The sequence below is a fragment of the Amycolatopsis rhabdoformis genome (genome assembly GCF_035918295.1).
Classification (GTDB): domain Bacteria; phylum Actinomycetota; class Actinomycetes; order Mycobacteriales; family Pseudonocardiaceae; genus Amycolatopsis; species Amycolatopsis rhabdoformis.
Genome location: NZ_CP142149.1, coordinates 8,646,543 through 8,669,277 on the forward strand (window position 1 = coordinate 8,646,543; position 22,735 = coordinate 8,669,277).

Genomic DNA, 22,735 nt, shown 5'->3' on the forward strand with positions numbered 1-22,735 from the left:
CCTACTCTCAAGTGCGTGAACTCCGTGTCCGAGCTGGCGATCTCCGGACCGCTGCTGCTCGCCGCGGGCGTGGCGCTCGTGGCCGGGGCGATCTCGTTCGCGTCGCCCTGCGTGGTGCCGCTCGTGCCCGGGTACCTCGCGTACCTCGCGGCGCTGGTGGGCGCCGACGCGCCGGCGGTGAGCGTCGACGAGGAACGCAAGAGGGGCCGCTACGCCGTGCTCGGCGCGGCGGGACTGTTCGTGCTCGGGTTCACCGTGGTCTTCGTCGCCACGCTCGGCACGCTCGTGTGGCTTGCCGACACCCTGCTGATCAACCAGGACCTGCTGCAGCGCATCGGCGGTGTCCTCACCATCGCGATGGCGCTGGTGTTCCTCGGCTGGATCCCGGGCCTGCAGCGAGAGGTCCGCTCGCACCGCGTGCCGGGCGGTGGCCTCTGGGGCGCGCCGGTGCTGGGCGCGGTGTTCGGGCTCGGCTGGACGCCGTGCATCGGCCCCACGCTTTCGGCCGTCACGAGCCTCGCGAGTGCCACGGGCGGCGCGGCCGCGCGCGGGTACCTACTGGTGCTCGTGTACTGCCTCGGCCTCGGCCTGCCGTTCCTGCTCATCGCGCTCGGCGCCCGCTGGGCCGTGCGCGCCACCGACTGGCTGCGCCGCAACGGCCGGCGCGTGCAGCTCGTAGGCGGCGGGCTGCTCATGATCGTCGGCATCCTGCTCGTCACCGGCCTCTGGGGAGACGTCATGGGCTGGCTCCGCAACTCCGTCGCCTCGAACCTGGTGCTGCCACTGTGACGACCACCGAAGCGCCCCCGGCCAACGCGCCGCGCCCGTACAAGCCGTCCGGCGGCAACCAGCTGCTCGCCTTCCTGCGCAACACCTGGCGCGGCCTCACGTCGATGCGCACCGCGCTCGTGCTGCTGTTCCTGCTGGCGCTCGCCGCGCTGCCCGGCGCACTGCTGCCGCAGAACCGGCTCAACGCGGCGAAGGTCGACGAGTACATCTCGGCCCACGGCTGGTGGGGCAGCCTGCTCGACAAGCTCCAGTTCTACGACGTGTACTCCAGCGTCTGGTTCTCGGCGATCTACCTGCTGCTGATGATCTCGCTCGTCGGCTGCCTCACGCCGCGCAGCTGGGACTACGTGCGGCAGATGCGCGCGCAGCCGGTGCTGACCCCGCGCAACCTCGCGCGCATGCCGCACCACCGCCTCGCGCGCACCTCGCGCACGCCCGAGTCGATCCGCGAAGACGTGCGCAAGCAGCTGAGCGGTTGGCGGAAGGTCGAGCGAGACGAAGGAGACACTGCTGACGGCGGCTTCTCCATCTCCGCCGAACGCGGCTACCTGCGCGAGACCGGCAACCTGCTCTTCCACTTCGGCATGCTCGGCCTGATCATCTTCTTCGCCCTCGGCAAGCTCTACAGCTACGAGGGCCAGGTGATCGTGCAGGCCGACGGCAGCCAGTTCTGCAACTCGGGCATCTACAACTACGACTCGTTCGAAGCGGGCCTGCGCGTCGACGGCACCGACCTCGACGCGTTCTGCGTGAAGGTCAACGACTTCACCGCGAACTACACCCCCGCCGGCGAGGCCGACTACTACCACTCGAACATCCAGTTCCAGTCGGGCAGCGACCTCACCACGAACACTTGGCGGCCGTATAACCTGCAGGTCAACGACCCGCTGCGCACCGTCGGCGACCGCGTGTACCTGCTCGGCAACGGCTACTCGCCCCAGTTCACCGTGACCTTCCCGAACGGCGAGCAGCGCACGCAGAACACGCAGTGGCGGCCCACCGACACGACCACGATGCTTTCGCAGGGCGCCACCAAGTTCGACCAGCCCGGCATCACCGACGAGATCCAGCGCCGCACCAAGCAGCTCGCGATCACCGGGGTGCTGGCGCCGACGTCGTTCGTCCACGAGGGAATCCTCACCTCCACCGCGCCCGAGCTGAACAAGCCGATGGTCGCCGTCGACGTGCTGCGCGGCGACCTCGGCCTCGACGCGGGCCGCGGGCAGTCGGTGTTCGAGGTCGACCAGGGCCGGGTGGCCGACGGCCGCCTCAAGCGCGTGGCGCGGCAGAACCTGGCCATCGGCCAGTCCGTGACGCTCGACGACGGCACCAAGGTGCGCTTCGACGGCGTGAACAAGTGGGTGAACCTGCAGATCTCGCACGACCCCACGCAGGTGTACGTGCTCGGCTTCGCGATCGTGATGTTCGTGGGCCTGGGCGGATCGCTGCTGGTCAAGCGGCGACGGGTCTGGGTGCGGGTGCGCTCGGGTGACGACGGACACGCGGGTAGCGTGATCGAGGTCGCCGGGCTGGCGCGCACCGACCAGGCAGGGTACGGCGAAGAGTTCCAGCGGATCAGCGAACGGCTGGTCACGGGCCGGAAGGGCAGCTGAGGCATGCAGATCAACGAGACGTTGTCGCAGTACAGCGACTGGTTCTACACCACCACGGTGGCGATCTACGTCCTCGCGCTCCTGCTCTCACTGTTCGAGCAGGCCTTCGGCGCGAAGGGCCGCCTGGCCCACCAGCGCAGCGCGCAGAAGTCCCTGGTCGGCGCCGGCGGGCCGGAGATCGAGGACGTCGACAAGCCGGCCGAGCCCGAGGCGCCGCGCGAGGTCGGCCGCGCCGAGCGCATCGGCCGCATGGGCGCCTCGCTGCTGGTGCTGGGCGCGCTGCTGCAGCTCACCGCGATCGTGCTGCGCGGCCTGGCCGTGCACCGCGCGCCGTGGGGCAACATGTACGAGTACGGCATGGCGGTCACCTTCATCACGGTGGTCGCGTGGCTGATCGTGATCCGGAAGTTCCCGGTGCGCCACCTCACGGGCTTCCTGCTGCTGCCCGTCGTGATCCTGATGTTCATCAACGGCACGCTGCTCTACACCGTGGCCGCGCCGGTGGTGCCCGCGCTGCAGTCGTACTGGCTCTACATCCACGTGTCGGCCGCGATCATCGGCTCCGGCGTGTTCCTGGTGCCCGGTGTGGCGAGCGTGCTCTACCTCTTCCGCACCGCGTACGACAACAACCCGGCCAAGTTCCCCGGCTTCGGCCCGAAGCTCCCGGCCGCCGACGTGCTCGACCGCATCGCCTACCGCGCCACGATCGTGGCGTTCCCGATCTTCACCTTCGGCGTGCTGTGCGGCGCGGTGTGGGCCGAGGCCGCGTGGGGCCGGTTCTGGGGCTGGGACCCGAAGGAGACCGTCGCGTTCATCGCGTGGGTCGTCTACGCCGCCTACCTGCACTCCCGGGCCACCGCCGGCTGGCGTGGCACCCGGGCGGCCGTGATCAACATCGTCGGCTTCGCGGTGACGATCTTCAACCTGTTCTTCGTGAACCTGGTGACCGCCGGACTGCACTCGTACGCAGGGGTGAACTGACCGGGGCCCCACGCGGTTCGTAACACTCAACCCGACTACCGTCGATACCTGAGGATCCAGCAGGCGGTGCGATCGGGAGGTTGGCAGCGGTGACCGGACCCAGCGAAGAGGCGGCCACCCGGGCGGAGTCCGGCGGTGTTCCAGCGCAGTCAGAGCAGGCTGAGCCCACGGGTTCGGCTCAGGTTCCGACCTCGATTTCCGCCTCGCTCGAGCAACCGCAGGAACCGGCGGCGGCCGAGCTGTTCTCCGAAGAACGCACGGACTCGACCCCACACCCGGACGCGTACTCCGCGCAGCCGACCCAGGTCGTCGCTTCGCCGAACCCGAACTCGGGTCCGCACGCGGTGCCCGGTGCGGCCCCGGCTGGACAGCCAGCTCAACCCGGGCAGCCGGCGCCGGCCGCTCAGCCGGCCCAGCCCGGGCAGGTTCCGCCGGGTTACGCGCAGCAGCAGTACGACCAGAACCTGCCGCCGTTGCAGCCGCAGCAGCAGTACCCGCCCGCGGGTTACCCGCAGCAGCAACAGCCTTCGCAGCAGCAGCCCTCCGGCCTGCCGCAGCCGGGCGGACGCCACGCGGCGGTGCCCGACGACCTGACCACCGCGCACCTGGTGAAGCAGCAGAAGCGCACGCCGCAGTCGGGCTGGCGCAAGGCGGTGTTCCTGGGCACCGGCAAGCTGCTCAACCCCGGCGAAAGCCCGGCCGACACGCGCCGGCGTGAGCTGATCGCGCGCGTGAACCAGCCGCTGCGCGGGTGCTACAAGATCGCGATGCTGTCGCTCAAGGGCGGCGTCGGCAAGACCACCACCACGACCACGCTGGGCTCAACCTTCGCGTCGCTGCGCGGCGACCGCGTGGTGGCCGTGGACGCGAACCCGGACCGCGGCACGCTGTCGCAGAAGATCGCCATCGAGACCACCGCGACCGTGCGGCACCTGCTGCGCGACGCGGAGAAGATCACGCGCTACAGCGACGTCCGCTCGTACACCTCACAGGGTTCGAGCCGGCTCGAGATCCTCGCCAGCGAGCAGGACCCGGCCGTGTCGGAGGCCTTCTCCGAGACCGACTACCGGCGCACGGTCAACCTGCTGGAGCACTTCTACAACATCGTGCTCACCGACTGCGGCACCGGCTTGATGCACTCGGCGATGAAGGGTGTGCTCGACGTCGCCGACTCGCTCGTGGTCGTGTCCTCGGGCTCGGTCGACGGCGCGCGCAGCGCCTCGGCCACGCTCGACTGGCTGGAGGCCCACGGCTACGGCGACCTGGTGAAGCGCTCGGTCGTGGTCATCAACTCCGTGCGCCCCAAGGGCAGCTCGGTCGACCTCGACAAGCTCTCGGCCCACTTCGGGGCCAAGGTGCGCGCCGTGTGCCGCATCCCGTTCGACGCGCACCTCGAGGAAGGCGCGGAGATCGAGCTGGAACGCTTGGGCGGCGACACCCGCCTCGCGCTGCTGGAGCTGGCCGCCACCGTCGCGGACGGCTTCGGCGCGCAGCAGTACCGCTGACGCTTGCTGGAACTGAAGAGCGCCCCGGGCCGCGAAGGCCTGGGGCGCTTCTTTACGTTCGGGCGGTCACGCTTCCGGGTCGTCGGTGGGGCGCTTGCGCTGCTGCTCGCCGAGCTTGCGCAGGAAGTCGGGGTCGTCGTCGGGGGCGATGGTGGGCCGCCGGTCCGGTACTCCGATGCGTTGCGCGCCGAAGGCCCGCCACAACAGAACGGCGATGGTGATGGCGCCCACCGCTGCGAGCAGAGCGATCATGCCCGGTCCTTCCGTCGTGCAAGGCCTTGCCGATTCCCCAGGTTAGCCGTAAATCGGGGAAACGGCCGGGAGCCTGGTCACTACGAAGACGTGACGGCGGTCCGGGGTCCGGGTACGACGAAGGGTCGTGACCGGTAAGAGGTGCGGGAATTCACCTCTTACCACTCACGACCCTCGCGTCGCGGTGCTTCAGGCCTTGCGGGCCGGTTCGCTCGCGTCGGTGGTGAGCTCGGCGAGGAGCTCGTTCACCTCGGACTCGCGGAACCGGCGGTGCCCGCCCGGAGTCCGGATCGAGCCGATCCGGCCGGCCGTGGCCCATCGGGTGACCGTCTTCGGGTCCACCCGGAACAAGGCGGCCACCTCACCCGGGGTGAGCAACCTTCCGCCCATCGTCGCGGTCATTTTCCGCCTCCTTAACGACCTACTTGCTATACCGGAGGCATCGGGCCTTTCGCCCGTCGCGCCGGGGTAGCCAACGCGGCAATCGTGGCACTTCACCCGTCGGGTACTCGAACGGTTGTCCTTGAGTAAAGAGCCCTTAAAGTGCAAAAGGGACATAACCTCTGGCGTGCCTCCGCGTGTGAAGTCCTTGTAGAAATGTCTCTGACCTGGAGCTTTTCTTCTGCGGAGCGGCGGCCTCAGGTAAAGGTGTGCCAAAGGGGCATCGCGGGCGATAGCGGCCATCGCCGACGTTGTGACGCAGTAGACACTCTGTCGAGTCTTCCGGGGTGCCCGACCTTCGCTGCGGCGGCCGCGAGCGGCGCAGCATAATGAGCCGGTGGATCAGCTGGACCGGAAGATCATCGCGGCGTTGCGGGTCAACGGCCGGGCCACCTACGCCGACCTCGGCCGCTCCGTCGGCTTGTCGGCCTCGTCGGTGCACGAGCGCGTGGGCAAGCTCGAAGCCGCGGGGGTGATCACCGGGTACCACGCCATGGTGGACCCGGGCACCGTCGGCCTGGGCGTCACGGCCCTGGTGGGCATCCACCCGACCGACACCGCCACCGACGAGGACGTGGCCTCCGCGCTCGGTGAGCTGGCCGAGGTCGAGAGCTGCTACGCCGTGGCCGGCGACGAAGCGTTCGTGGTGAAGGTGCGCGTGTCCACCGTCGACGAGCTCGAGCACACCCTCGGGCGCCTGCGCCGCATCCCCGGCGTGGGGCGCACGAACACCACCGTGGTGCTCTCGACGCGTTTCGAAGGGCGGCCGAACAACGCGGGCCTGGGCGAAGAGGCCGAGAACAAGGCGTAGCCTCCTTCGATGTGAGCGCATCGCCGGAACCCGCCTCGTCGGACCACCTGCCCCGTGACCTCACCGTGTACCTGGTCGCGCGCTTCGCGCTGGTGGCCGTGGTCGCCTGGGTGCTGTCGCTCGTCGGGGTGCCCCTGCTGGTGTCCCTCCTCATCGGCCTCGTCGTGGGCCTGCCGCTGGGGCTGCTGCTCTTCCGCGGCCTCAACGCCCGCGTGACGGCCGGTCTGGCCAAGCGCAACGAGTCGCGAGCCCGCGCCCGCGCCGCCCTGCGCGCGCAGCTGCGCGGCGACCTCCAGTCCGGCTCGGGCGACGAGGCCGCGTGAGCCGCCTGCACAACCGCGCCTGGGTGCGCGAGGCCGTCCGCATCATCGAGGCCGACGCCAACCGCAGTGCCGACACGCACCTGCACGTGTTCCCGCTGCCGCCCGAGTGGGGCATCGACCTCTACCTGAAGGACGAGTCCGTGCACCCCACGGGCTCGCTCAAGCACCGTCTCGCGCGCTCGCTGCTGCTCTACGGCCTGGTCAACGGCCAGATCGGCCGCGACACCACCCTCATCGAGGCGTCCAGCGGCTCGACCGCGGTGTCCGAGGCCTACTTCGCCCGCATGCTGGGCCTGAAGTTCATCACGGTGGTTCCCCGCAGCACGAGCAAAGAGAAGATCGCGCTCATCGAGTTCTACGGCGGCGAGTGCCACTACGTCGACCGCGCACCGGACATGTACCCGGAGGCCGAGCGCCTCGCCGCGGAGTGCGGCGGCCACTACCTCGACCAGTTCACCTACGCCGAACGCGCGACGGACTGGCGCGGCAACAACAACATCGCCGAGTCCGTGTTCGCGCAGATGCGCGCCGAACGCCACCCCGTGCCCTCGTGGATCATCGTCGGCGCCGGCACCGGCGGCACCAGCGCCACCTTCGGCAGGTACGTGCGCTACAAGCGCCACACGACCAAGATCGCCGTGGTCGACCCGGAGAACTCGTCGTTCTTCGGCGCCTGGGAAACCGGTGCGCTCGACTACTCGACCGGCATGCCGTCGCGCATCGAAGGCATCGGCCGTCCGCGCGTGGAGCCCTCGTTCGTGCCCGGCGTGATCGACGAGATGTTCTCCGTGCCCGACGCCGGCTCGCTGGCCGCGATCCGCCTTCTGCGCGATCACACCGGCCACTGGGCGGGCGGCTCCACCGGCACCAACCTCTACGGCGCCTTCACCCTCATCTCCCGCATGCTCGCCGAAGGCCAGGCCGGCTCCATCGTCACGCTGCTGTGTGACGGCGGGGACCGGTACGCCAACACCTACTACTCGGACGAGTGGCTGGGGGAGCAGGGGATCGACATCGCGCCGTACCGCGCGAAGTTCGACGAGTTCCTGCTCACCGGCCGCTTCGAGGGATAGCTCGCTGCCCGTCTCGTGAGGGTCAGAGCGCCAGCGCGACGGCGCTCAGCACCGCCCATGCGAGCATGGCCAGCCCGGTGTCGCGCAGGGCCGGGATCAGCTCGCGCCCGACCTTGCCCCCGCCCACGGCGCGCACGGACTTGAGCAGCATCGGGGCCGTGACCAGTGCGATGAGCTGCAGCGGGTGCCAGATGCCGAGCGCCACGGTGAGCACGTACGGCACGGCCACCAGCACGAGGTACATCCGGCGCGTGCCGCCGTCGCCGAGGCGGGTGGCGAGGGTGCGTTTGCCGGATTCGACGTCGGTGGGGATGTCACGCAGGTTGTTGGCGGTCAGCACCGCCGTGGAGAACGAGCCGACGGCGACGGCGCACGCCAGGCCGGCCCAGCTGACCCGACCGGCCTGCACGTAGACCGTGCCCAGGACCGCGGCCAGGCCGAAGAACACGAACACCGCGATCTCGCCGAAGCCGTAGTAGCCGTACGGCTTCTTCCCGCCCGTGTAGAACCAGGCGCCCAGGATGCACACCGCACCCATGATCAGCAGCCACCAGAAGCCGGTGAGCACCACGAGCACCAGGCCGAGCACCCCGGCCAGCCCGAGGCACGCCAGCGCCGCCGCCAGCACCGCCTTGGGCGCGGCCGTGCCCGAGCCCACCAGCCGCAACGGCCCGACCCGGTTCTCGTCCGTGCCGCGAACGCCGTCGGAGTAGTCGTTGGCGAAGTTCACGCCGATGATCAGCGACAGCGCGACCAGCAAGGCGAGCGCCGACCGCCACCACGAAAACGCGTCCAGCGCGATCGCCGCCCCGATCCCCGCCACCACCGGCGCGATCGCATTGGGCAGCGTCCGCGGACGGGCGCCTTCGATCCACTCACTCACTGTCGCCATGGACTTCATTCAAGCCCATGCGATCTTCACCCGATCAGGAACCCGTGACCTGCCACGTGAGCGTCCCGCTGGTGGCCGGCTCGTCCGCCGACGCGGCTCCCGCGCCGATGACCAGCCCCAGAGCAACCGCCACGACCGCCACCGCGGCCTTCGTCCACCTCGTCATGCCCCGAGGCAACCGTGATCACTGGCACCCTGTCAACGATCCGGCGGGATTTCACGCCGTCCCGGGGTCGAACCGGGCTTTCACGGCGGCGCGATCGATCTTCCCGGGCCCGCGCAACGGCAGCTCATCGGCGAATTCGACGCGCTTCGGCGCCGCCGCGGCCCCGAGCTCTTCCCGGGTGACTTCCTTGATCGTCTCCTGCGCCACCGGTCCGTCCGCGACGACCAGCGCGACCACCGTCTCGCCCCACTGCGGGTCGGGGACCCCGACCACGCACACGTCCCGCACCCCGGAGATCCCGGCCACCACCTGCTCCACCGACGCCGCCGACACCTTCACCCCGCCGGTGTTGATCACGTCGTCGGCGCGCCCGAGTACCTCCACCCGGCCGTCGGCGAGCAGTCGGCCGCGGTCGGACGTGCGGAACCAGCCGTCGCGGAACGACTCACCGGTCAGCTCCGGCGCGAGGCGGTAGCCGTGTGCCAGCACGGGCCCGGAGATGCACAGCCGCTCGTCGGCGTCCGGCTCCACCCGCACTCCGTCGAGGGGCATGCCGTCGTAGACGCAGCCGCTGGCGGTCTCGCTCATCCCGTACGCGGGCACGATCCGCACCCCGGCCTCGCCCGCTCGCGTACGCAGCTTCGCCGACGTGGCGGCCGCGCCCAGCACGATCCCGTCGAACGCGCGGGCCGCGGCCAGCCCGGCGCCGTCGTCGTCGAGCAGCCGCACGAGCTGCGTCGGCACCAGCGCCGTGTAGCGCGGACCGGACTCGGCCAGCACCGGCGCGGCGGCCGCGGCGAACTCGTCCGGCCGGAAACCCGCGCCGGTGAGCAGCGCCGCCTTCGTGCCGGCCAGCCGCGCGCGCACGAGCACCTGCAGGCCGCCGATGTAGTGCGCCGGCGTGGCCAGCAGCCAGTGGCCCGGACCGCCGAGGCGGGCGTGGGTGGCCGTGGCCGAGGCCGTGAGCGCGCCCGCCGAGAGCAGCACGCCCTTGGGTGCGCCGGTGGAGCCCGACGTGGCGATGATCACGGTCGTGTCCGGCTCCACGGGCGTGTCGGGCGCCATCGCTTCGAGCACGCCGGGCGCCGCCGGGTCGGCCGAGGACAGCGGCAGCACCGCCTCACCGCCGTCGAGCGCGGCCGCCACCGCCGTGTCCAGCTCGGACACCGCTTCGGCGCTCCCGTCGAGCCACACCACACGCACAAGGTCTCCCGGGGATCAGTAGTAGTACGGGACGTCGGACCAGTCCGGGTCCCGCTTCTGCAGGAACGCGTCGCGGCCTTCCACGGCCTCGTCCTGCATGTAGGCCAGCCGCGTGGTCTCGCCGGCGAAGAGCTGCTGGCCGACGAGGCCGTCGTCGATCGCGTTGAAGGCGTACTTCAGCATGCGCTGCGCGGTCGGGGACTTGCCGACGATGGCCCAGCCCCAGTCGAGCGCCACCTTCTCCAGGTCGGCGTGGGGCACGACCTCGTTGACCGCGCCCATGTGGTGCATCTGCTCGGCGGTGTAGTCGCGGCCGAGGAAGAAGATCTCGCGGGCGAACTTCTGGCCGACCTGGCGGGCGAGGTAGGCCGAGCCGTAGCCGGCGTCGAACGAGCCGACGTCGGCGTCGGTCTGCTTGAACCGCGCGTGTTCGGCCGAGGCGAGCGTGAGATCGCACACGACGTGCAGCGAGTGCCCGCCACCGGCGGCCCAACCGGGCACGACCGCGACCACCGGTTTCGGCATGAACCGGATCAATCGCTGCACCTCGAGGATGTGCAGGCGGCCCGCGCGCGCCGGGTCGACCGTGTCGGAGGTCTCCCCACTCGCGTACTGATACCCGGAGCGTCCACGAATACGCTGGTCACCGCCGGAACAGAACGCCCAGCCGCCGTCCTTGGGCGACGGCCCGTTGCCGGTGAGCAGGACGCAGCCGACGTCGGAGCTCATCCGGGCGTGGTCGAGGGCGCGGTAGAGCTCGTCGACCGTGTGCGGGCGGAAGGCGTTGCGGACCTCCGGACGGTCGAACGCGACGCGGACCACCCGTTTGCCGGAGCGGCTCTCGGTGGAGCGGTGGTAGGTGATGTCGGTGAAGGCGAAACCTTCGACCTCGGTCCACGCGGCCGGATCGAACAGCTCGGAAACTCGGGCGTCATCCACGTTTGGGAGAATAGGACCTGTGGACATTTCTGCTGTGCGTGATGCCGCCTCCGCGGTGAGGAGTGCGTTGGCGGTGCCCGATGCCGCCTTCGCCGGGGGAAGCGCGTCGGCGGTCGACGAGCCAGGATCCTGCCGGTGAACCCTTCCACCGCGCAGGCCCGGGTCATCGTCGACGAACTGGTCCGCAACACCGTGTCCCACGTCGTGCTCTGCCCGGGATCCCGCAACGCGCCGCTGTCGATCGCGCTCTACGACGCGGCCGCGGCCGGGCGCCTGAAGCTCCACGTGCGTATCGACGAGCGCGGCGCGGCCTTCCTCGCGCTCGGTATCGCCGCGCGCACGGGCCGTCCGTCGGCGGTGGTCTGTACCTCCGGCACCGCGGCCGCGAACTTCCACCCGGCCGTGCTCGAGGCCGACCGCGCGGGCGTGCCGCTGATCGTGCTCACGGCCGACCGGCCGCCCGAGCTGCGCTCCGCGGGCGCCAGCCAGGTGATCGACCAGTACCAGCTCTACGGCGACGCCGTGCGCTACTTCGACGAGCTGGCCGTGGCCGAGCGGCGCGCCGGCCAGAACTCGTATTGGCGCAGCCAGATCTGCCGCGCGTGGAACGCCGCCTACGGGGAGTGGCGCAGCGGTCCCGTGCACCTGAACATCCCGTTCCGCGACCCGCTGGTGCCCGACCTCGACGACGACGGCGAGTGGTACGAATCCACGGAGGGCCGCGCCGACGGCGAACGCTGGACCGAGCTGCCCGACTTCGGCGCGCTGCCGTCCTTCGTGGTCCCTTCGGCCCGCCACGGCCTGGTCATCGCGTGCGACACCGGCGTGCAGGCCGCCAGCGAATGGGCCGAACAACATGGCTGGCCCGTGGTGTCGGAAACCGGTGGTCTCGGCCTCTCGGGCACCACGGCCATCTCCTCGGGCGCCTGGCTGCTCGGCGTGGAGGAGTTCATCTCCGCGCACAAGCCCGAACAGGTCCTCTGCCTGGGTCGGCCGACCGTGTTCCGGCAGGTGCAGAAGGTGCTGTCCGACCCGGCCGTCGAGGTGCTGCTCGTGCGCCCGGACTCCGACTGGCCCGCACCCGCCCACAACGTCCGCCAGGTCGGCCAGTGGTTCGCCGAACCCACCAAACCGGCCGACCCGGAGTGGCTCGCCGGCTGGCAACGCGCCGACGCGGCCGCCTCCGCCGCCGTCACCACCGCCCTGGCGAGCGAGCCGTGGCCGAGCGGCTTGAGCGTCGCTTCCGAACTGGTCGGCGCCCTGCCCCAAGGCGCGTTGTTGGTTGTCGGCTCCTCCAACCCGACCCGCGACGTCGCCCTGGCCGGCTCCCTGCGCCCCGACGTGCTCGTGCACCGCAACCGCGGCGTCGCCGGCATCGACGGCACGGTGTCGACCGCCATCGGTGCGGCCACGGTGCACCGGGCTCCGTCGTATGCGCTGCTGGGCGATCTGACGTTCCTGCATGACGCGTCCGGCCTGCTCACTGGTCCGACCGAACAGCGGCCGGACCTCACCATCGTGGTGCTGAACGACGACGGCGGCGGTATTTTCTCGCTGCTGGAGCAGGGGGCGCCGGAGCATTCGGCCAGTTTCGAGCGGGTTTTCGGGACGCCGCATGGGGCGGATCTCGGGGCGTTGTGCGCGGGGTATCGCGTGCCGCACGTGTTGGCTACTTCGGTGGCGGAGTTCCGGGCCGCGCTGAAGCCGGCGCCGGGGTTGCGGGTGGTCGAGGTGCGGGTGGACCGGTCGCGGCATCGTGATCTGCATGCGCGGTTGAGGAAGGCGGTTGCGTCGGCGGTGGGGAACGGCTGAGCTCGACTGCCGGTTCGGTGTGGGGCTTCTGCTGAGTCTGAGTCTCGGGTGGTCAGCCGAGTGCTGATCGCCACGCGTTCACGTGCTCGTCGAGGTACTCCGCGGTCGCGAACCAGTACGGTCCGTCCTCGGCCCAGATGCGCGACCACGGCTGAGTGCCGGCGTTGGCGCTGAGGAACTCGTGCATCGCACGGGTCCGGCGGCCGAGCGCGGCCGGGAGTTCGGCGCGCTGGCGGTCGTCCAGGCCATAGCCGTCGGTGAAGGCGCGCAGCCGGGCCGCGGACTCCGCGACGGACCGGCCGACACCCAGGTCGGCAGTGGTCTGCGCGGCGTAGGCGAGGTCCCACACCGCCGACGCCGGCGCGGCGCAGTCCCAGTCGATCAGCACCCACCCACGCTCGGCCCGCACGACGTTCCAGGGCGCGACGTCGTTGTGGCACACCAGTTCTTCCCGGTCCGGCGGGATGAGCCGCTGCCAGGCCGCGCCCGCCGGTGGTTCGAACCCGGCCAGTGCCTCGTGCGGCGCTTCACGTCCCTGTCGGGTGCCGAAGGGCGGCGCCGACGCGGACGACGACGTCTGGCGCGTCGCCGACCAGGGATCTTCCGGCGCGTGGTCGAGCTGGGTGGTCCAGTCAACCGATAACCGCTGGCGATCTCAGCGGGTAAGAACCTCCCAACGGACGTACCTCGCAACTCGAACTCTGGCTACGTTCGAGCGCGTTGATCACCGTCTGGGAGGAATCGCCATGCGTGGAAGAGGTCGGGCCGGGATCGGGATGGTCGCGGCGGGAGTGGTGTCCGTGCTGGTCGCCGGGGTGGCGTCGGCGGCGCCGCAGCCGGGGGCGGCCGGGGTGGGGGATCCGTACTACCCGAATGCGGGCAACGGCGGCACGGACGTGCTGCACTACGACATCCGCCTGACCTACCAGCCGGACACCGATCGGCTGGCGGGTACGACGACGCTGCTGCTCACGGCTACGCAGGATCTGTCGCGGTTCGATCTGGACTTCGCGTTGAAGGCGAAGAGCGTGCTGGTCGGCAATGAGGCCGCGGGGTTCGCCAACCAGAACGGCGACGGTGAGCTCGTGATCACGCCGAAGCACCCGCTCGCGAAGGGCCAGACCACCACGGTCGTCGTCGCGTATGACGACACGCCGTCGGCGGAGGCGGTGGACGGGTTGCACGGGTGGAAGCACGGGGCGTTCGGCGCGCTGGGCGTCGACGAGCCGCAGAGTGCGCAGTGGTGGTTCCCGTCCAACGACCACCCGACCGACAAAGCGACTTACGACGTGAGCATCGAGGCGCCGGACGGGAACGCGGCCATCACGAACGGCACGCTCGTGCGCAAGACCCAGTCGCGGGCCGGGTGGACGCGGTGGAGCTGGCGGAGCACGAAGCCGCAGGCCACGTACCTCACGTCGTTCGTGGTGGGGCCCTACGAGGTGAACCAGTCGACGACGCCGGACGGCAAGCCGTTCATCACCGCGTACGGCGCGGACCTCGGTGACTCGCTGTACGCGGCCAAGGCCAGCGTCGAGCGCACGCCGGAGATCGACGCGTTCCTGGCCACGCAGTTCGGGCCGTTCCCGTTCGAGGCCGAGGGTGGCGTGGTCACCAGCGGCATCACGTTCTCGCTCGAGAACCAGACGCGCCCGACCTACGGGTTGAAGAACTTCCTCAACGGCTCCAACACCACCCTCATCGCCCACGAGAACGCCCACCAGTGGTTCGGCGACAACGTCTCGCTCGGCAAGTGGAGCGACATCTGGCTCAACGAGGGCTTCGCGTCCTACGCCGAGTACCTCTGGTCCGAGCACGAGGGCGAGGGCACCACCGCCGAACTCGCCCAGTTCGCCTACGACTCCTACGCCGCCGACGACGCCTTCTGGCAGGTCCTCCCCGGCGACCCGGGCGAGGAGAACCAGTTCGACGGCGCCGTCTACGACCGCGGCGCGATGGCCCTGCAGGCCCTGCGCACCACCGTCGGCGACGACGCGTTCTTCGCAATCCTGCAGAAGTGGCAGGCGACGAAGGCCGGTGGCCACGCCGTGATCCCGGAGTTCGAGGCGCTGGCCGAGCAGGTGTCGGGCAAGCCGCTGCAGGCGTTGTTCCAGACGTGGCTGTTCACGAAGGGCAAGCCGGCCGTGGGTCCGAACGGCGCCGCCAACGCCTTCACGGCCCGGGCCGCGCACACCGTGGCCAAGCCGAAGTCCTACGACCAGATCCGGGCCAACCACCGCATGCTCGCGGCCGCCGGTGAACGGTGAGGCACTAAACTCGCGTTGTGACGGTCAAGCGTGAACGGGCGAGGCGCACCGGGTGGTTCGTCGTCCTCGGTGTCGCCTCGCTGCTCACCGTGATGTGCGTGAGCCTGCTCTTCGCGGCCATCCGCAACGACAACGCGATCGAATCCCACCTCGGCACCGCCACGGCCACCGTCGAGTCCGTGGCGTTCGACCGCACGATCATCCAGTTCGCCAGCCCGGACGGCATCGTCCACAGCCCCACCAACGGCGTCCTCTACCCCTCGGGCCTCGCCGCCGGCCAACTCGTGGCCATCGAGTACGACACCACGAACCCCGACCGTGCGGCCCGCGTCGCCGGCCGCACGGCGACCCTCACGCTGCTCCCGCTGGGCACCACGATCCTGTTCACCTGGCTCGTCGCCGGGCCGCTGATGTGGTGGCTCCGGCGGCTGATCAAGCGCGACCGGGCGGCTCGTGCGGAGGAGTCGGTGCCTGAGGTGCCGGTCGCCTGATCGGTTTCGAACGGCCTTTGGTGGGTTCTGCGCGGCGGATGATCAACTTCGCACAGCGATGGGGTTGATTCGCACAGTCGGTGTTCGGGTCGCACCCATTGTTGTTCGGTTCGCACCGCCGGCGGTCGGGTCCGCACATCAGGGGATGAAATCCGCGCAGCCGGCAGTGTGGCTCTGACATCCACTGGTCTCGGTTGGCGTGGCGGCTGCACTGGATCGCCGCAGCTGCTGCGCCGGATCGCCGCGCCTGGTGGGCCGCTTCGAGCGACCGGTGGCTGGTTTCGCGCAGCTGATGTTCGCGGATGCGCAGCCGATGATGCGGTTCTCGCATTCGCCGGCACTGTTCGCACAGCCGGTGTTCGTTCGACCCCATTGTTGTCCGGTTAGCACTGCTGGCGGTCGGATCCGCACATCAGAGGATGGAATCCGCGCAGCCGGTGGTTGGGCTCTGACATTCGGTGGTCTCAGCTCGTGCGGCGGTTGTGCTGGATCGCGCGGAGGGTAGGGGCTTCGAGCGGCCGGTGGGTGGTTTCGCGCAGCTGATGTTCGCGGATGCGCAGCCGATGGTGCGGTTCTCGCATCCGCTGATGCTGGTCGCGCAGCCGGTGTTCGGTTCGCACCGCTGATGCTCAGGTCTTCACAGCAGCCGGTCAGATCCGCACATCGGCTGATCGAGTCCGCACAGCCAGTGGTGGAGGGTTCACATTCGGTGGGACTGTTCGCACCGCCACCTGTTCAGCTCGGCCCAGGCCAGCCCAGACCGGCGGGGTCCAGAGCAGCGCAGACCGGCGCAGACCAGCTCACCCCTAATTTGTGCGGACCCGAACACCACGTGACCGAACCCCCACACCCCACGTTCACTTACCCCCAACCAAACCCGAGATCCGCACCCCAAAGCACACGAACCCGGCCGACGACCAGCAGGTGGTCGGCACTCGCACCGTCGAGGACGAACGACACGAACCCCGAGCCCCGAACCCCGAGCCCAGAACCCCGAGCCCAGAACCCCGAGCCCCACCCACCACTCAGGGAGCCACCGTCGCCGTCTCCTGCCACCAGCTCAGGACCTCGTCCGCAACCCCCGGCGCAGCCACCAGCAGCCCATCCGTCGGCAACGTCGTGTCCTCGCCGTGCTTGTCCAGCACCACCGCGCCGGCCTCGATCGCCATCGCGACGGAGCCGGCGACGTCCCACTCGTGGTAACTGTGCAACACCGCCGCCGCGGCGTGCCCCAACGCGACCTGCGCGATGGACAACGCCGCCGACCCCAGCACCCGCACCCCGGCGTGCGCCGCCGCGGCGCGTTCGATGAACCCGCCCATGCCCGGCCACGGTCCCTTGCGGGCGAGCTCCGTGCACACGATCGCCCCGGCCGTCACCCGACGGTCCACCAGCTGGATCGGCTTCCCATTCGCCCGCGCCCCCCGGCCACGGGCGGCGGCGTAGATCTGCGCGCGATACGGATCCGCCACCACGCCGACCACCGGCCCCGACGCGTCGATCAACGCGAGGCTGTAGGCGCACCACGGCACGCCGGCCACGTAGTTGGCGGTGCCGTCCACGGAGTCGACGACCCAGCGGTACTCGGCCACGTCGGCGCCGTGGTCGGCGCCGAACTCGTGGCCCACCACGGGGATGCCGGGGAATTCGGCCGTGAGCACCCGGCGGGTGTGGCGCTCGAGGATTCGGTCGGTGTCGGTGACCCAGTCGAACGGGGAGTCCAGGGTCGAGGGGTGGGCGCCACGGCCCGCCGTCGCGGTGATCACGTCGGTGGCGTCGTTGGCCAGCCGGCCGGCCACCTCGAGGGCCCTCGAGAGCAGCCCCGGCTCCACGGGCTGCGACGGCCTGGAGGACAAGAGGGTCATGCCTGCTTAGTCTGGGCCGTCCTGGTTTCCGGGACACGACCTTGAGGTGACATGTCGTGGCGAATCTGTCGACGGACTGTGGCCGGGAGAACACCGACCGCGAGTGTTCGAACATCGTTGGTCCACCGGTCACGAAGGATTGGTCCGGTTCGCGCGCGCCGGTGCGACAGTGGCCGGGTGCGAGTCGCCATAGTCACCGAAAGTTTCCTGCCCCAGGTGAACGGCGTGACGAACTCCGTGCTGCGGGTCGTCGAGCACCTGGTCGACCGCGCTCACGACGTGCTCGTGGTGGCGCCGGGACCGGGGCCCGAGTCCTACCGCGGCGCACCGGTCGTCCGCATTCCCGCGCTGGACGTGCCCGGCGTGCACTCCCTGCCGATCGGGTTGCCCACGCGCACCGTGCTCACCGCGCTCAGCAACTTCCGCCCGGACGTGGTGCACCTGGCGTCACCCTTCGTGGTCGGCGCGCGCGGCCTGGCGGCGGCGCGGCGGCTGCGGGTGCCGTCGGTCGCGGTCTACCAGACCGACATCGCGGGCTTCGCCACGTCGTACGGCTTCGGCATCGGCGCGCGCGCCGCGTGGCGCTGGGTGCGCCGCGTGCACTCGCGGGCCGACCGCACGCTCGCGCCGTCGTCCGACTCCGTGGCGCAGCTGGAGCTGCACGGCGTGCCGCGCGTGCACCGCTGGGCCCGCGGCGTGGACATCGACCGCTTCTCCCCGGCCCACGCCGACGCGGCGCTGCGGGCCGAGCTCGCGCCCAACGGCGAGCTGCTCGTGGGCTTCGTCGGACGGCTCGCGCCGGAGAAGGAGGTCGACCGGCTCGTGGCGCTGGCCGGCGTGCCCGGCATCCGCGTGGTCGTGGTCGGCGACGGCCCCGAGCTGCCCAGCCTGCGCGAACGCCTGCCGAACGCCGCCTTCCTCGGCGCGAAGTACGGCGACGAGCTGTCCGTGGCCTACGCCAGCCTCGACGTGTTCGTCCACACCGGACCGCACGAGACGTTCTGCCAGGCCGTGCAGGAAGCCATGGCCTCGGGCCTGCCCGTGCTCGCCCCCGACGCCGGCGGCCCGAAGGACCTCGTGCTGCCCGGCCGCACGGGTTACCTGCTGCCCGCCGACCGCGACGAGTTCGGCCGCGCGCTCGTGGCGAGGATCGACGACCTGCGCGACGCCGCCCTACGCGAGCGGCTCGGCGAGAAGGCCCGCAAGGTCGTGCTCGGCCGGACCTGGCCCGCGGTGTGCCGGGAGCTGGTGGGGCACTACGAGGCCGTGCAGGGCCGGGCCGCGCGCGCGGCCTGAGCGATGCACATCGTCCAGCTGGCGAACTTCTACGGGCCGCGCTCGGGAGGTCTCCGGACCGCCCTGCACCACCTCGGCGCCGGGTATGTCGCGAGTGGACACCGCGTCACGCTCGTGGTGCCCGGCACCCGGTACGCCGTGGAAACGCTGCCCACCGGCGTGCGCCGCTACTCCCTGCCCGCGCCCCGCATCCCCGGCACGGGCGGTTACCGCGCCGTCGACCCGCACCGCGTGCGGGCCGTGCTGCGCCGCCTGGAACCCGACCGCCTCGAGGTCTCCGACCGCCTCACGCTGCGCGGCATGGGCACCTGGGCCCGCCGCCACGGCGTGCCCAGCACGGTGATCTCGCACGAACGCCTCGACCGTCTGCTCGAACAGTTCTTCCTGCCGGAGCCGGTGGCCCGCAGCGTGGCCGACGTCGCCAACCGTCGTATGGCCGCCAGCTACGACACGGTCGTGTGCACCACCGCCTTCGCCCGCGCGGAGTTCGACCGCATCGCGGCCCCGAACGTCCGCCGCGTGCCCCTCGGCGTCGACCTGGCGACCTTCGCCCCGTCCATGCGCTCGGACACCTGGCGCCACTCCCTGGCCGGCAACGCCGACGCGCTGCTTGTCCACTGTGGACGCCTTTCGCCCGAGAAACACGTGGAACGCAGCGTGGACACCGTTGCCGAGCTCACCGAGTCCGGCGCCCGCGTGCGCCTGGTCATCGCCGGCGACGGCCCCCGAAGACGCGCGCTGGAGCGCCGGGCCCGCGGCCTGCCCGTGACGTTCCTCGGTTTCCTCTCCGGCCGAGACGAAGTGGCCCGCCTGCTCGCCACCGCCGACGTCTCGCTCGCCCCCGGCCCGCACGAGACGTTCGGGCTCGCCGCGCTCGAAGCCCTCGCCTCCGGCACCCCCGTGGTGGTCTCCGCGTCCTCCGCGCTGCGGGAGATCGTGCGCCCCGGCTGCGGCGCCGCCGTGGACGACCACGCGCCCGCGTTCGCCACCGCCGTGACCGGTCTGCTCGACAGCCCGGAGGACCTGCGTCGCGCCGCCGCCCGGGCGCGCGCGGAGGAGTTCGCGTGGCCGGAGTCGGTGCGCGGGATGCTCGCCGCGCTGGGCTGACCAGGGTGTGAACGACCCTAGGCAGCCGGACCCGGCGCCCGGTGTCTAGATTCGACGTATGCCCCGCGCAAGCCTGGACAAGGATCCGCACGAAGTCGCCGCCATGTTCGACGGTGTGGCGTCCGGTTACGACCGGGCCAACTCGTTCATGACGTTCGGCTTCGACCGGCGCTGGCGCACCACCACGGCGCGGGTGCTGGACGCCAAGGCGGGGGAGAAGGTGCTCGACCTCGCGGCCGGCACCGGCGTCTCCACGGTGGAGTACGCGCGCAACGGCGCCTACTGCGTGGCCGCCGACTTCTCCCTCGGCATGCTGCGCGCCGGGCTGCGTCGGAAGCTGCCGATGGTCGCGGCCGACGCGCTGCACCTGCCCTTCGCCGACGACTCGTTCGACGCGGTCACGATCTCCCTGGCCCTGCGCAACTTCGTGGACACCAAGGCGGCGCTGGAGGAGATCCTCCGGGTGGTGAAGCCCGGCGGCCGGCTGGTGATCTGCGAGGTGTCCACGCCCACGTTCGCGCCCATCCGGTTCGTCTACCGCCGCTTCGTCCTGAAGCTGCTCACCTGGGTCGGCAGTCGCTCCTCCACGAACCCCGAGGCCTACTCCTACCTGGCCGAATCGATGCTCGCGTGGCCCGATCAGCGCGCGCTCGGCGAGATCATCGCGAGCGCCGGCTGGACCGAGGTGGAATGGCTGAACCTCACATTCGGTGTCGTCGCCATCCACCGCGCGAAGAAGCCTCTCTAGAATCGGCGGTATGACGACACCCCGCCGCAACTCCGACCACGACGCCGAAGTGATCGTGGTCGGCGCCGGACCGGCCGGTTCCACCGCGGCCACCTACCTCGCGCGCGCGGGTGTCGACGTGTTGCTGCTGGAGAAGACCGAGTTCCCGCGCGAGAAGGTCTGCGGTGACGGCCTCACCCCGCGTGGTGTGAAGCAGCTGATCGACCTCGGCATCGACACCAGCGAGGACAACGGCTGGGTCCGCAACCGCGGCCTGCGCATCCTCACCGGCGACCTCACGCTCGAGCTCGACTGGCCCGACCTCACCAGCTACCCGCCCTACGGCGTGGCCCGCACGCGCCAGGACTTCGACGACCTGCTGGCGAAGCTGGCCGTGAAGGCCGGCGCGCGCCTCTACGAGCGCACCACCGTGACCGGCGCGATCACCAGCCCGACCGGCCGCGTGATCGGCGTCGAGGCGAAGGTCGGCCCCGAGAAGACGCCCGTGAGCTACCGCGCGCCGCTCGTGCTCGCCTGCGACGGCGTGTCGGCGCGGCTCGCGCTGAGCGTCGGCATCGAGAAGAACGAGAAGCGCCCGATGGGCGTCGCCGTGCGCCGCTACTACAAGAGCCCGCGCCACGACGACCCGTTCATCGAGGGCCACCTCGAGCTGTGGGACCGCTCCGACCCGCGCAACCCCAAGCTCCTCCCGGGTTACGGCTGGGCGTTCCCGCTCGGCGACGGCACCGTGAACGTGGGGCTCGGCATGCTCTCCACGTCGGCCTCCTTCCGCAACACCGACTACCGCGCGCTGCTGCGCCAGTGGCTCGACGGCACGCCCGAAGAGTGGGGCTACCGCGAGGAGAACGCCATCGGCAAGGTCGGCGGCGCCGGTCTGCCCATGGGCTTCAACCGCACCCCGCACTACCGCGACGGCCTGCTGCTGCTCGGCGACGCCGGCGGCATGGTGAGCCCGTTCAACGGCGAAGGCATCTCCGCGGCCATGGAGTCGGCGCAGCTCGCGTCGGAGGTCGTGGTGCAGGCGCTGGCCCGCCGGGAGGGCCCCTCGCGCGAGCGCGCGCTGGAGGGCTACCCGCGTGCGGTCGGCGAGCTGATGGGCGGCTACTACCGCCTCGGCAACGTGTTCGCGAAGCTCATCGGCAACCCCAAGGTCATGCACGTGTGCACCAAGTACGGGCTGCGGATCAACAAGATCCTTCCGTTGGTGTACAAGGGACTTTCGGGCTGCTACGACGCCAAGGGCGGCGACGGCGTCGACCGTCTCATCGCCGCTCTCTCGAAGGTCACGCCCACCCCGCGCTGAGCCGCGGCGAACCCCTCGGAATACCCGGCTGGAGCAATGGTTGCCCAGCCGGTCAGGTGGGATACGTCACAAGATCACGTCCGGATTGTCCGCCACATCTGCCGTGATCAACCCCTAAATCGCTGGTCCCGCGAGTGCGACCGGCGCCGCACCGGCTTGGCCGGGCGGCCAAGTTAGGTAAGCCTTATACCACGGCCCCTAGAGACGGCCGTGTGAGTCGCGTCCTACACTCCCCCCATGCTTGTGAATCGCTTCACATCCACGACGAGTGGCTTGTGAACTATTTCACAAGCTACCCCCGGCCCGGCCACGGGCCGTAAGGGTGCCCTGACCCTCGGCGGTGTGACCCAGCTCCCTTAGGGTGCCGACGAGGAAGCGGACCACCACCCGAAATGCAACCCGCAGCGGCGCGGAAAGGATGGCGAAGACCCCGTGCTGATGTTGCCCGTGCTGGCGCAGGCCGACCCCAGTGGAGCTGCGGCCGCGCCTGGCCTGAAGGTGTACCTGCCGCTCGTCCTGTTGTTCGTGCTGGCGCTCGGTTTCGCCACGCTGTCGGTGCTGCTGGGCCCGCTCGTGGGCCCGAGCCGCTACAACAAGGCCAAGCTCTCCGCCTACGAATGCGGGATCGAGCCGTCTCCGCAGCCGCTCGTCGGCGGCGGCCGCATGCCGGTGGCGTACTACATCACGGCGATGCTCTTCATCCTGTTCGACATCGAGATGGTGTTCCTCTACCCGTTCGCCGTGAACGCGAACGCGCTCGGTGTGTTCGGCCTGGTGGAGATCGTGCTGTTCATCGTTACGGTCGGGTTCGCGTACGCCTACGTGTGGCGGCGCGGCGGCCTGGATTGGAACTGAAGC

Annotated in this window: 24 protein-coding genes; 16 read left to right on the forward strand and 8 right to left on the reverse strand. The window is 70.6% G+C overall.

Features of this window, described 5'->3' with window-relative positions:
* The first annotated feature begins 15 nt into the window (after positions 1 to 15).
* From VSH64_RS40120 to VSH64_RS40135, 4 genes are all read left to right on the forward strand, one after another.
* Positions 16 to 789 (forward strand): cytochrome c biogenesis CcdA family protein, encoded by a 774-nt coding sequence (locus tag VSH64_RS40120; protein WP_326567960.1) that lies wholly within the window; start codon positions 16 to 18, stop codon positions 787 to 789.
* Positions 786 to 2,402: a cytochrome c biogenesis protein ResB gene (gene resB, locus VSH64_RS40125; protein ID WP_326567961.1), complete on the forward strand. Its 1,617-nt coding sequence runs from the start codon at positions 786 to 788 to the stop codon at positions 2,400 to 2,402. The genes VSH64_RS40120 and resB overlap by 4 nt, the downstream gene beginning before the upstream one ends.
* A gap of 3 nt (positions 2,403 to 2,405) precedes the next feature.
* Entirely contained in the window at positions 2,406 to 3,383 is a 978-nt protein-coding gene (ccsB, locus tag VSH64_RS40130; RefSeq protein ID WP_326567962.1) for a c-type cytochrome biogenesis protein CcsB, read from the forward strand.
* Between the two features lie 89 nt (positions 3,384 to 3,472).
* Positions 3,473 to 4,888, forward strand: coding sequence for a MinD/ParA family ATP-binding protein (locus VSH64_RS40135; RefSeq protein ID WP_407655593.1), 1,416 nt, complete (start codon positions 3,473 to 3,475; stop codon positions 4,886 to 4,888).
* Between the two features lie 66 nt (positions 4,889 to 4,954).
* On the opposite strand, the gene VSH64_RS40140 is transcribed toward VSH64_RS40135, so the two are convergent.
* Both VSH64_RS40140 and VSH64_RS40145 read right to left on the reverse strand, forming a co-directional pair.
* Entirely contained in the window at positions 4,955 to 5,140 is a 186-nt protein-coding gene (locus tag VSH64_RS40140) for a hypothetical protein (protein WP_326567963.1), read from the reverse strand.
* Between the two features lie 189 nt (positions 5,141 to 5,329).
* A complete protein-coding gene (locus VSH64_RS40145; protein WP_072474890.1) occupies positions 5,330 to 5,542 on the reverse strand; it encodes a BldC family transcriptional regulator in 213 nt (70 codons plus the stop codon).
* 376 nt (positions 5,543 to 5,918) lie between these two features.
* Here VSH64_RS40145 and VSH64_RS40150 point away from each other — a divergent pair, with 376 nt between their 5' ends.
* Genes VSH64_RS40150 through cds1 form a run of 3 tightly spaced genes read left to right on the forward strand, consistent with a single transcriptional unit; the run spans position 5,919 to position 7,788 of the window.
* Positions 5,919 to 6,392 carry an Lrp/AsnC family transcriptional regulator gene (locus VSH64_RS40150; protein WP_326567964.1) on the forward strand — a complete coding sequence of 158 codons (474 nt, stop codon included), beginning with the start codon at positions 5,919 to 5,921 and terminating at the stop codon, positions 6,390 to 6,392.
* Positions 6,393 to 6,403: 11 nt separating this feature from the next.
* Complete coding sequence (locus tag VSH64_RS40155) at positions 6,404 to 6,715, forward strand: DUF4229 domain-containing protein (RefSeq protein ID WP_326567965.1); 312 nt, start codon at positions 6,404 to 6,406, stop codon at positions 6,713 to 6,715.
* The gene (gene cds1, locus VSH64_RS40160) at positions 6,712 to 7,788 is read left to right on the forward strand and encodes an L-cysteine desulfhydrase Cds1 (protein ID WP_326567966.1); all 1,077 of its coding nucleotides are present in this window, start codon (positions 6,712 to 6,714) and stop codon (positions 7,786 to 7,788) included. The genes VSH64_RS40155 and cds1 overlap by 4 nt, the downstream gene beginning before the upstream one ends.
* Positions 7,789 to 7,810: 22 nt before the next feature.
* Here the strand turns inward: cds1 and VSH64_RS40165 are convergent, their stop codons facing one another.
* From VSH64_RS40165 to VSH64_RS40180, 4 genes are read right to left on the reverse strand one after another with little or no spacing between them, the layout of a single operon-like run.
* Positions 7,811 to 8,680 (reverse strand): 1,4-dihydroxy-2-naphthoate polyprenyltransferase, encoded by an 870-nt coding sequence (locus tag VSH64_RS40165; protein ID WP_326567967.1) that lies wholly within the window; start codon positions 8,678 to 8,680, stop codon positions 7,811 to 7,813.
* A gap of 34 nt (positions 8,681 to 8,714) precedes the next feature.
* A complete protein-coding gene (locus VSH64_RS40170; RefSeq protein ID WP_326567968.1) occupies positions 8,715 to 8,846 on the reverse strand; it encodes a hypothetical protein in 132 nt (43 codons plus the stop codon).
* Between the two features lie 51 nt (positions 8,847 to 8,897).
* Positions 8,898 to 10,049 (reverse strand): o-succinylbenzoate--CoA ligase, encoded by a 1,152-nt coding sequence (menE, locus tag VSH64_RS40175; protein WP_326567969.1) that lies wholly within the window; start codon positions 10,047 to 10,049, stop codon positions 8,898 to 8,900.
* A 15-nt stretch (positions 10,050 to 10,064) separates the two neighbouring features.
* Positions 10,065 to 10,988, reverse strand: coding sequence for a 1,4-dihydroxy-2-naphthoyl-CoA synthase (locus VSH64_RS40180; protein WP_326567970.1), 924 nt, complete (start codon positions 10,986 to 10,988; stop codon positions 10,065 to 10,067).
* A 135-nt stretch (positions 10,989 to 11,123) separates the two neighbouring features.
* Here VSH64_RS40180 and menD point away from each other — a divergent pair, with 135 nt between their 5' ends.
* On the forward strand, positions 11,124 to 12,800 hold the full coding sequence (gene menD / locus VSH64_RS40185; protein WP_326567971.1) for a 2-succinyl-5-enolpyruvyl-6-hydroxy-3-cyclohexene-1-carboxylic-acid synthase: 1,677 nt from the start codon (positions 11,124 to 11,126) through the stop codon (positions 12,798 to 12,800).
* Between the two features lie 52 nt (positions 12,801 to 12,852).
* Here menD and VSH64_RS40190 read toward each other — a convergent pair whose 3' ends face one another.
* Positions 12,853 to 13,311 carry a phosphotransferase gene (locus VSH64_RS40190; protein ID WP_326838166.1) on the reverse strand — a complete coding sequence of 153 codons (459 nt, stop codon included), beginning with the start codon at positions 13,309 to 13,311 and terminating at the stop codon, positions 12,853 to 12,855.
* Between the two features lie 235 nt (positions 13,312 to 13,546).
* Between VSH64_RS40190 and VSH64_RS40195 the strand changes: the two genes are divergently transcribed.
* The 3 genes from VSH64_RS40195 to VSH64_RS40205 all read left to right on the forward strand — a co-directional run bounded on the left by VSH64_RS40195 (position 13,547) and on the right by VSH64_RS40205 (position 16,184).
* The gene (locus VSH64_RS40195; RefSeq protein WP_326567972.1) at positions 13,547 to 15,067 is read left to right on the forward strand and encodes a M1 family metallopeptidase; all 1,521 of its coding nucleotides are present in this window, start codon (positions 13,547 to 13,549) and stop codon (positions 15,065 to 15,067) included.
* Positions 15,068 to 15,084: 17 nt separating this feature from the next.
* The gene (locus VSH64_RS40200) at positions 15,085 to 15,558 is read left to right on the forward strand and encodes a DUF3592 domain-containing protein (RefSeq protein WP_326567973.1); all 474 of its coding nucleotides are present in this window, start codon (positions 15,085 to 15,087) and stop codon (positions 15,556 to 15,558) included.
* Positions 15,559 to 16,040: 482 nt separating this feature from the next.
* Entirely contained in the window at positions 16,041 to 16,184 is a 144-nt protein-coding gene (locus VSH64_RS40205) for a hypothetical protein (protein ID WP_326567974.1), read from the forward strand.
* A 399-nt stretch (positions 16,185 to 16,583) separates the two neighbouring features.
* On the opposite strand, the gene VSH64_RS40210 is transcribed toward VSH64_RS40205, so the two are convergent.
* On the reverse strand, positions 16,584 to 17,423 hold the full coding sequence (locus VSH64_RS40210; protein ID WP_326567975.1) for an inositol monophosphatase family protein: 840 nt from the start codon (positions 17,421 to 17,423) through the stop codon (positions 16,584 to 16,586).
* Positions 17,424 to 17,648: 225 nt separating this feature from the next.
* On the opposite strand from VSH64_RS40210, the gene VSH64_RS40215 reads away from it, so the two are divergent.
* The 5 genes from VSH64_RS40215 (at position 17,649) to VSH64_RS40235 (ending at position 22,732) form a co-directional block, all read left to right on the forward strand.
* Positions 17,649 to 18,719 (forward strand): glycosyltransferase family 4 protein, encoded by a 1,071-nt coding sequence (locus VSH64_RS40215; RefSeq protein WP_326567976.1) that lies wholly within the window; start codon positions 17,649 to 17,651, stop codon positions 18,717 to 18,719.
* Between the two features lie 3 nt (positions 18,720 to 18,722).
* Positions 18,723 to 19,826 carry a glycosyltransferase family 4 protein gene (locus tag VSH64_RS40220; RefSeq protein WP_326567977.1) on the forward strand — a complete coding sequence of 368 codons (1,104 nt, stop codon included), beginning with the start codon at positions 18,723 to 18,725 and terminating at the stop codon, positions 19,824 to 19,826.
* A gap of 58 nt (positions 19,827 to 19,884) precedes the next feature.
* Positions 19,885 to 20,574, forward strand: coding sequence for a demethylmenaquinone methyltransferase (locus VSH64_RS40225; RefSeq protein WP_326567978.1), 690 nt, complete (start codon positions 19,885 to 19,887; stop codon positions 20,572 to 20,574).
* Between the two features lie 10 nt (positions 20,575 to 20,584).
* Positions 20,585 to 21,877: a geranylgeranyl reductase family protein gene (locus VSH64_RS40230; protein WP_326567979.1), complete on the forward strand. Its 1,293-nt coding sequence runs from the start codon at positions 20,585 to 20,587 to the stop codon at positions 21,875 to 21,877.
* Between the two features lie 438 nt (positions 21,878 to 22,315).
* On the forward strand, positions 22,316 to 22,732 hold the full coding sequence (locus VSH64_RS40235; protein WP_285974362.1) for an NADH-quinone oxidoreductase subunit A: 417 nt from the start codon (positions 22,316 to 22,318) through the stop codon (positions 22,730 to 22,732).
* Positions 22,733 to 22,735 lie beyond the last annotated feature (3 nt).

What these genes read in the sequence shown, in the direction of transcription:
- VSH64_RS40165 (WP_326567967.1), bottom strand. Translation starts at nt 8,680, where the DNA reads ATGGCGACAGTGAGTGAGTGGATCGAAGGCGCCCGTCCGCGGACGCTG.
- VSH64_RS40195 (WP_326567972.1), top strand. Translation starts at nt 13,547, where the DNA reads ATGCGTGGAAGAGGTCGGGCCGGGATCGGGATGGTCGCGGCGGGAGTG.
- VSH64_RS40230 (WP_326567979.1), top strand. Translation starts at nt 20,585, where the DNA reads ATGACGACACCCCGCCGCAACTCCGACCACGACGCCGAAGTGATCGTG.
- ccsB (WP_326567962.1), top strand. Translation starts at nt 2,406, where the DNA reads ATGCAGATCAACGAGACGTTGTCGCAGTACAGCGACTGGTTCTACACC.
- VSH64_RS40220 (WP_326567977.1), top strand. Translation starts at nt 18,723, where the DNA reads ATGCACATCGTCCAGCTGGCGAACTTCTACGGGCCGCGCTCGGGAGGT.
- VSH64_RS40235 (WP_285974362.1), top strand. Translation starts at nt 22,316, where the DNA reads ATGTTGCCCGTGCTGGCGCAGGCCGACCCCAGTGGAGCTGCGGCCGCG.
- VSH64_RS40170 (WP_326567968.1), bottom strand. Translation starts at nt 8,846, where the DNA reads ATGACGAGGTGGACGAAGGCCGCGGTGGCGGTCGTGGCGGTTGCTCTG.
- VSH64_RS40140 (WP_326567963.1), bottom strand. Translation starts at nt 5,140, where the DNA reads ATGATCGCTCTGCTCGCAGCGGTGGGCGCCATCACCATCGCCGTTCTG.
- VSH64_RS40210 (WP_326567975.1), bottom strand. Translation starts at nt 17,423, where the DNA reads ATGACCCTCTTGTCCTCCAGGCCGTCGCAGCCCGTGGAGCCGGGGCTG.
- VSH64_RS40145 (WP_072474890.1), bottom strand. Translation starts at nt 5,542, where the DNA reads ATGACCGCGACGATGGGCGGAAGGTTGCTCACCCCGGGTGAGGTGGCC.
- VSH64_RS40225 (WP_326567978.1), top strand. Translation starts at nt 19,885, where the DNA reads ATGCCCCGCGCAAGCCTGGACAAGGATCCGCACGAAGTCGCCGCCATG.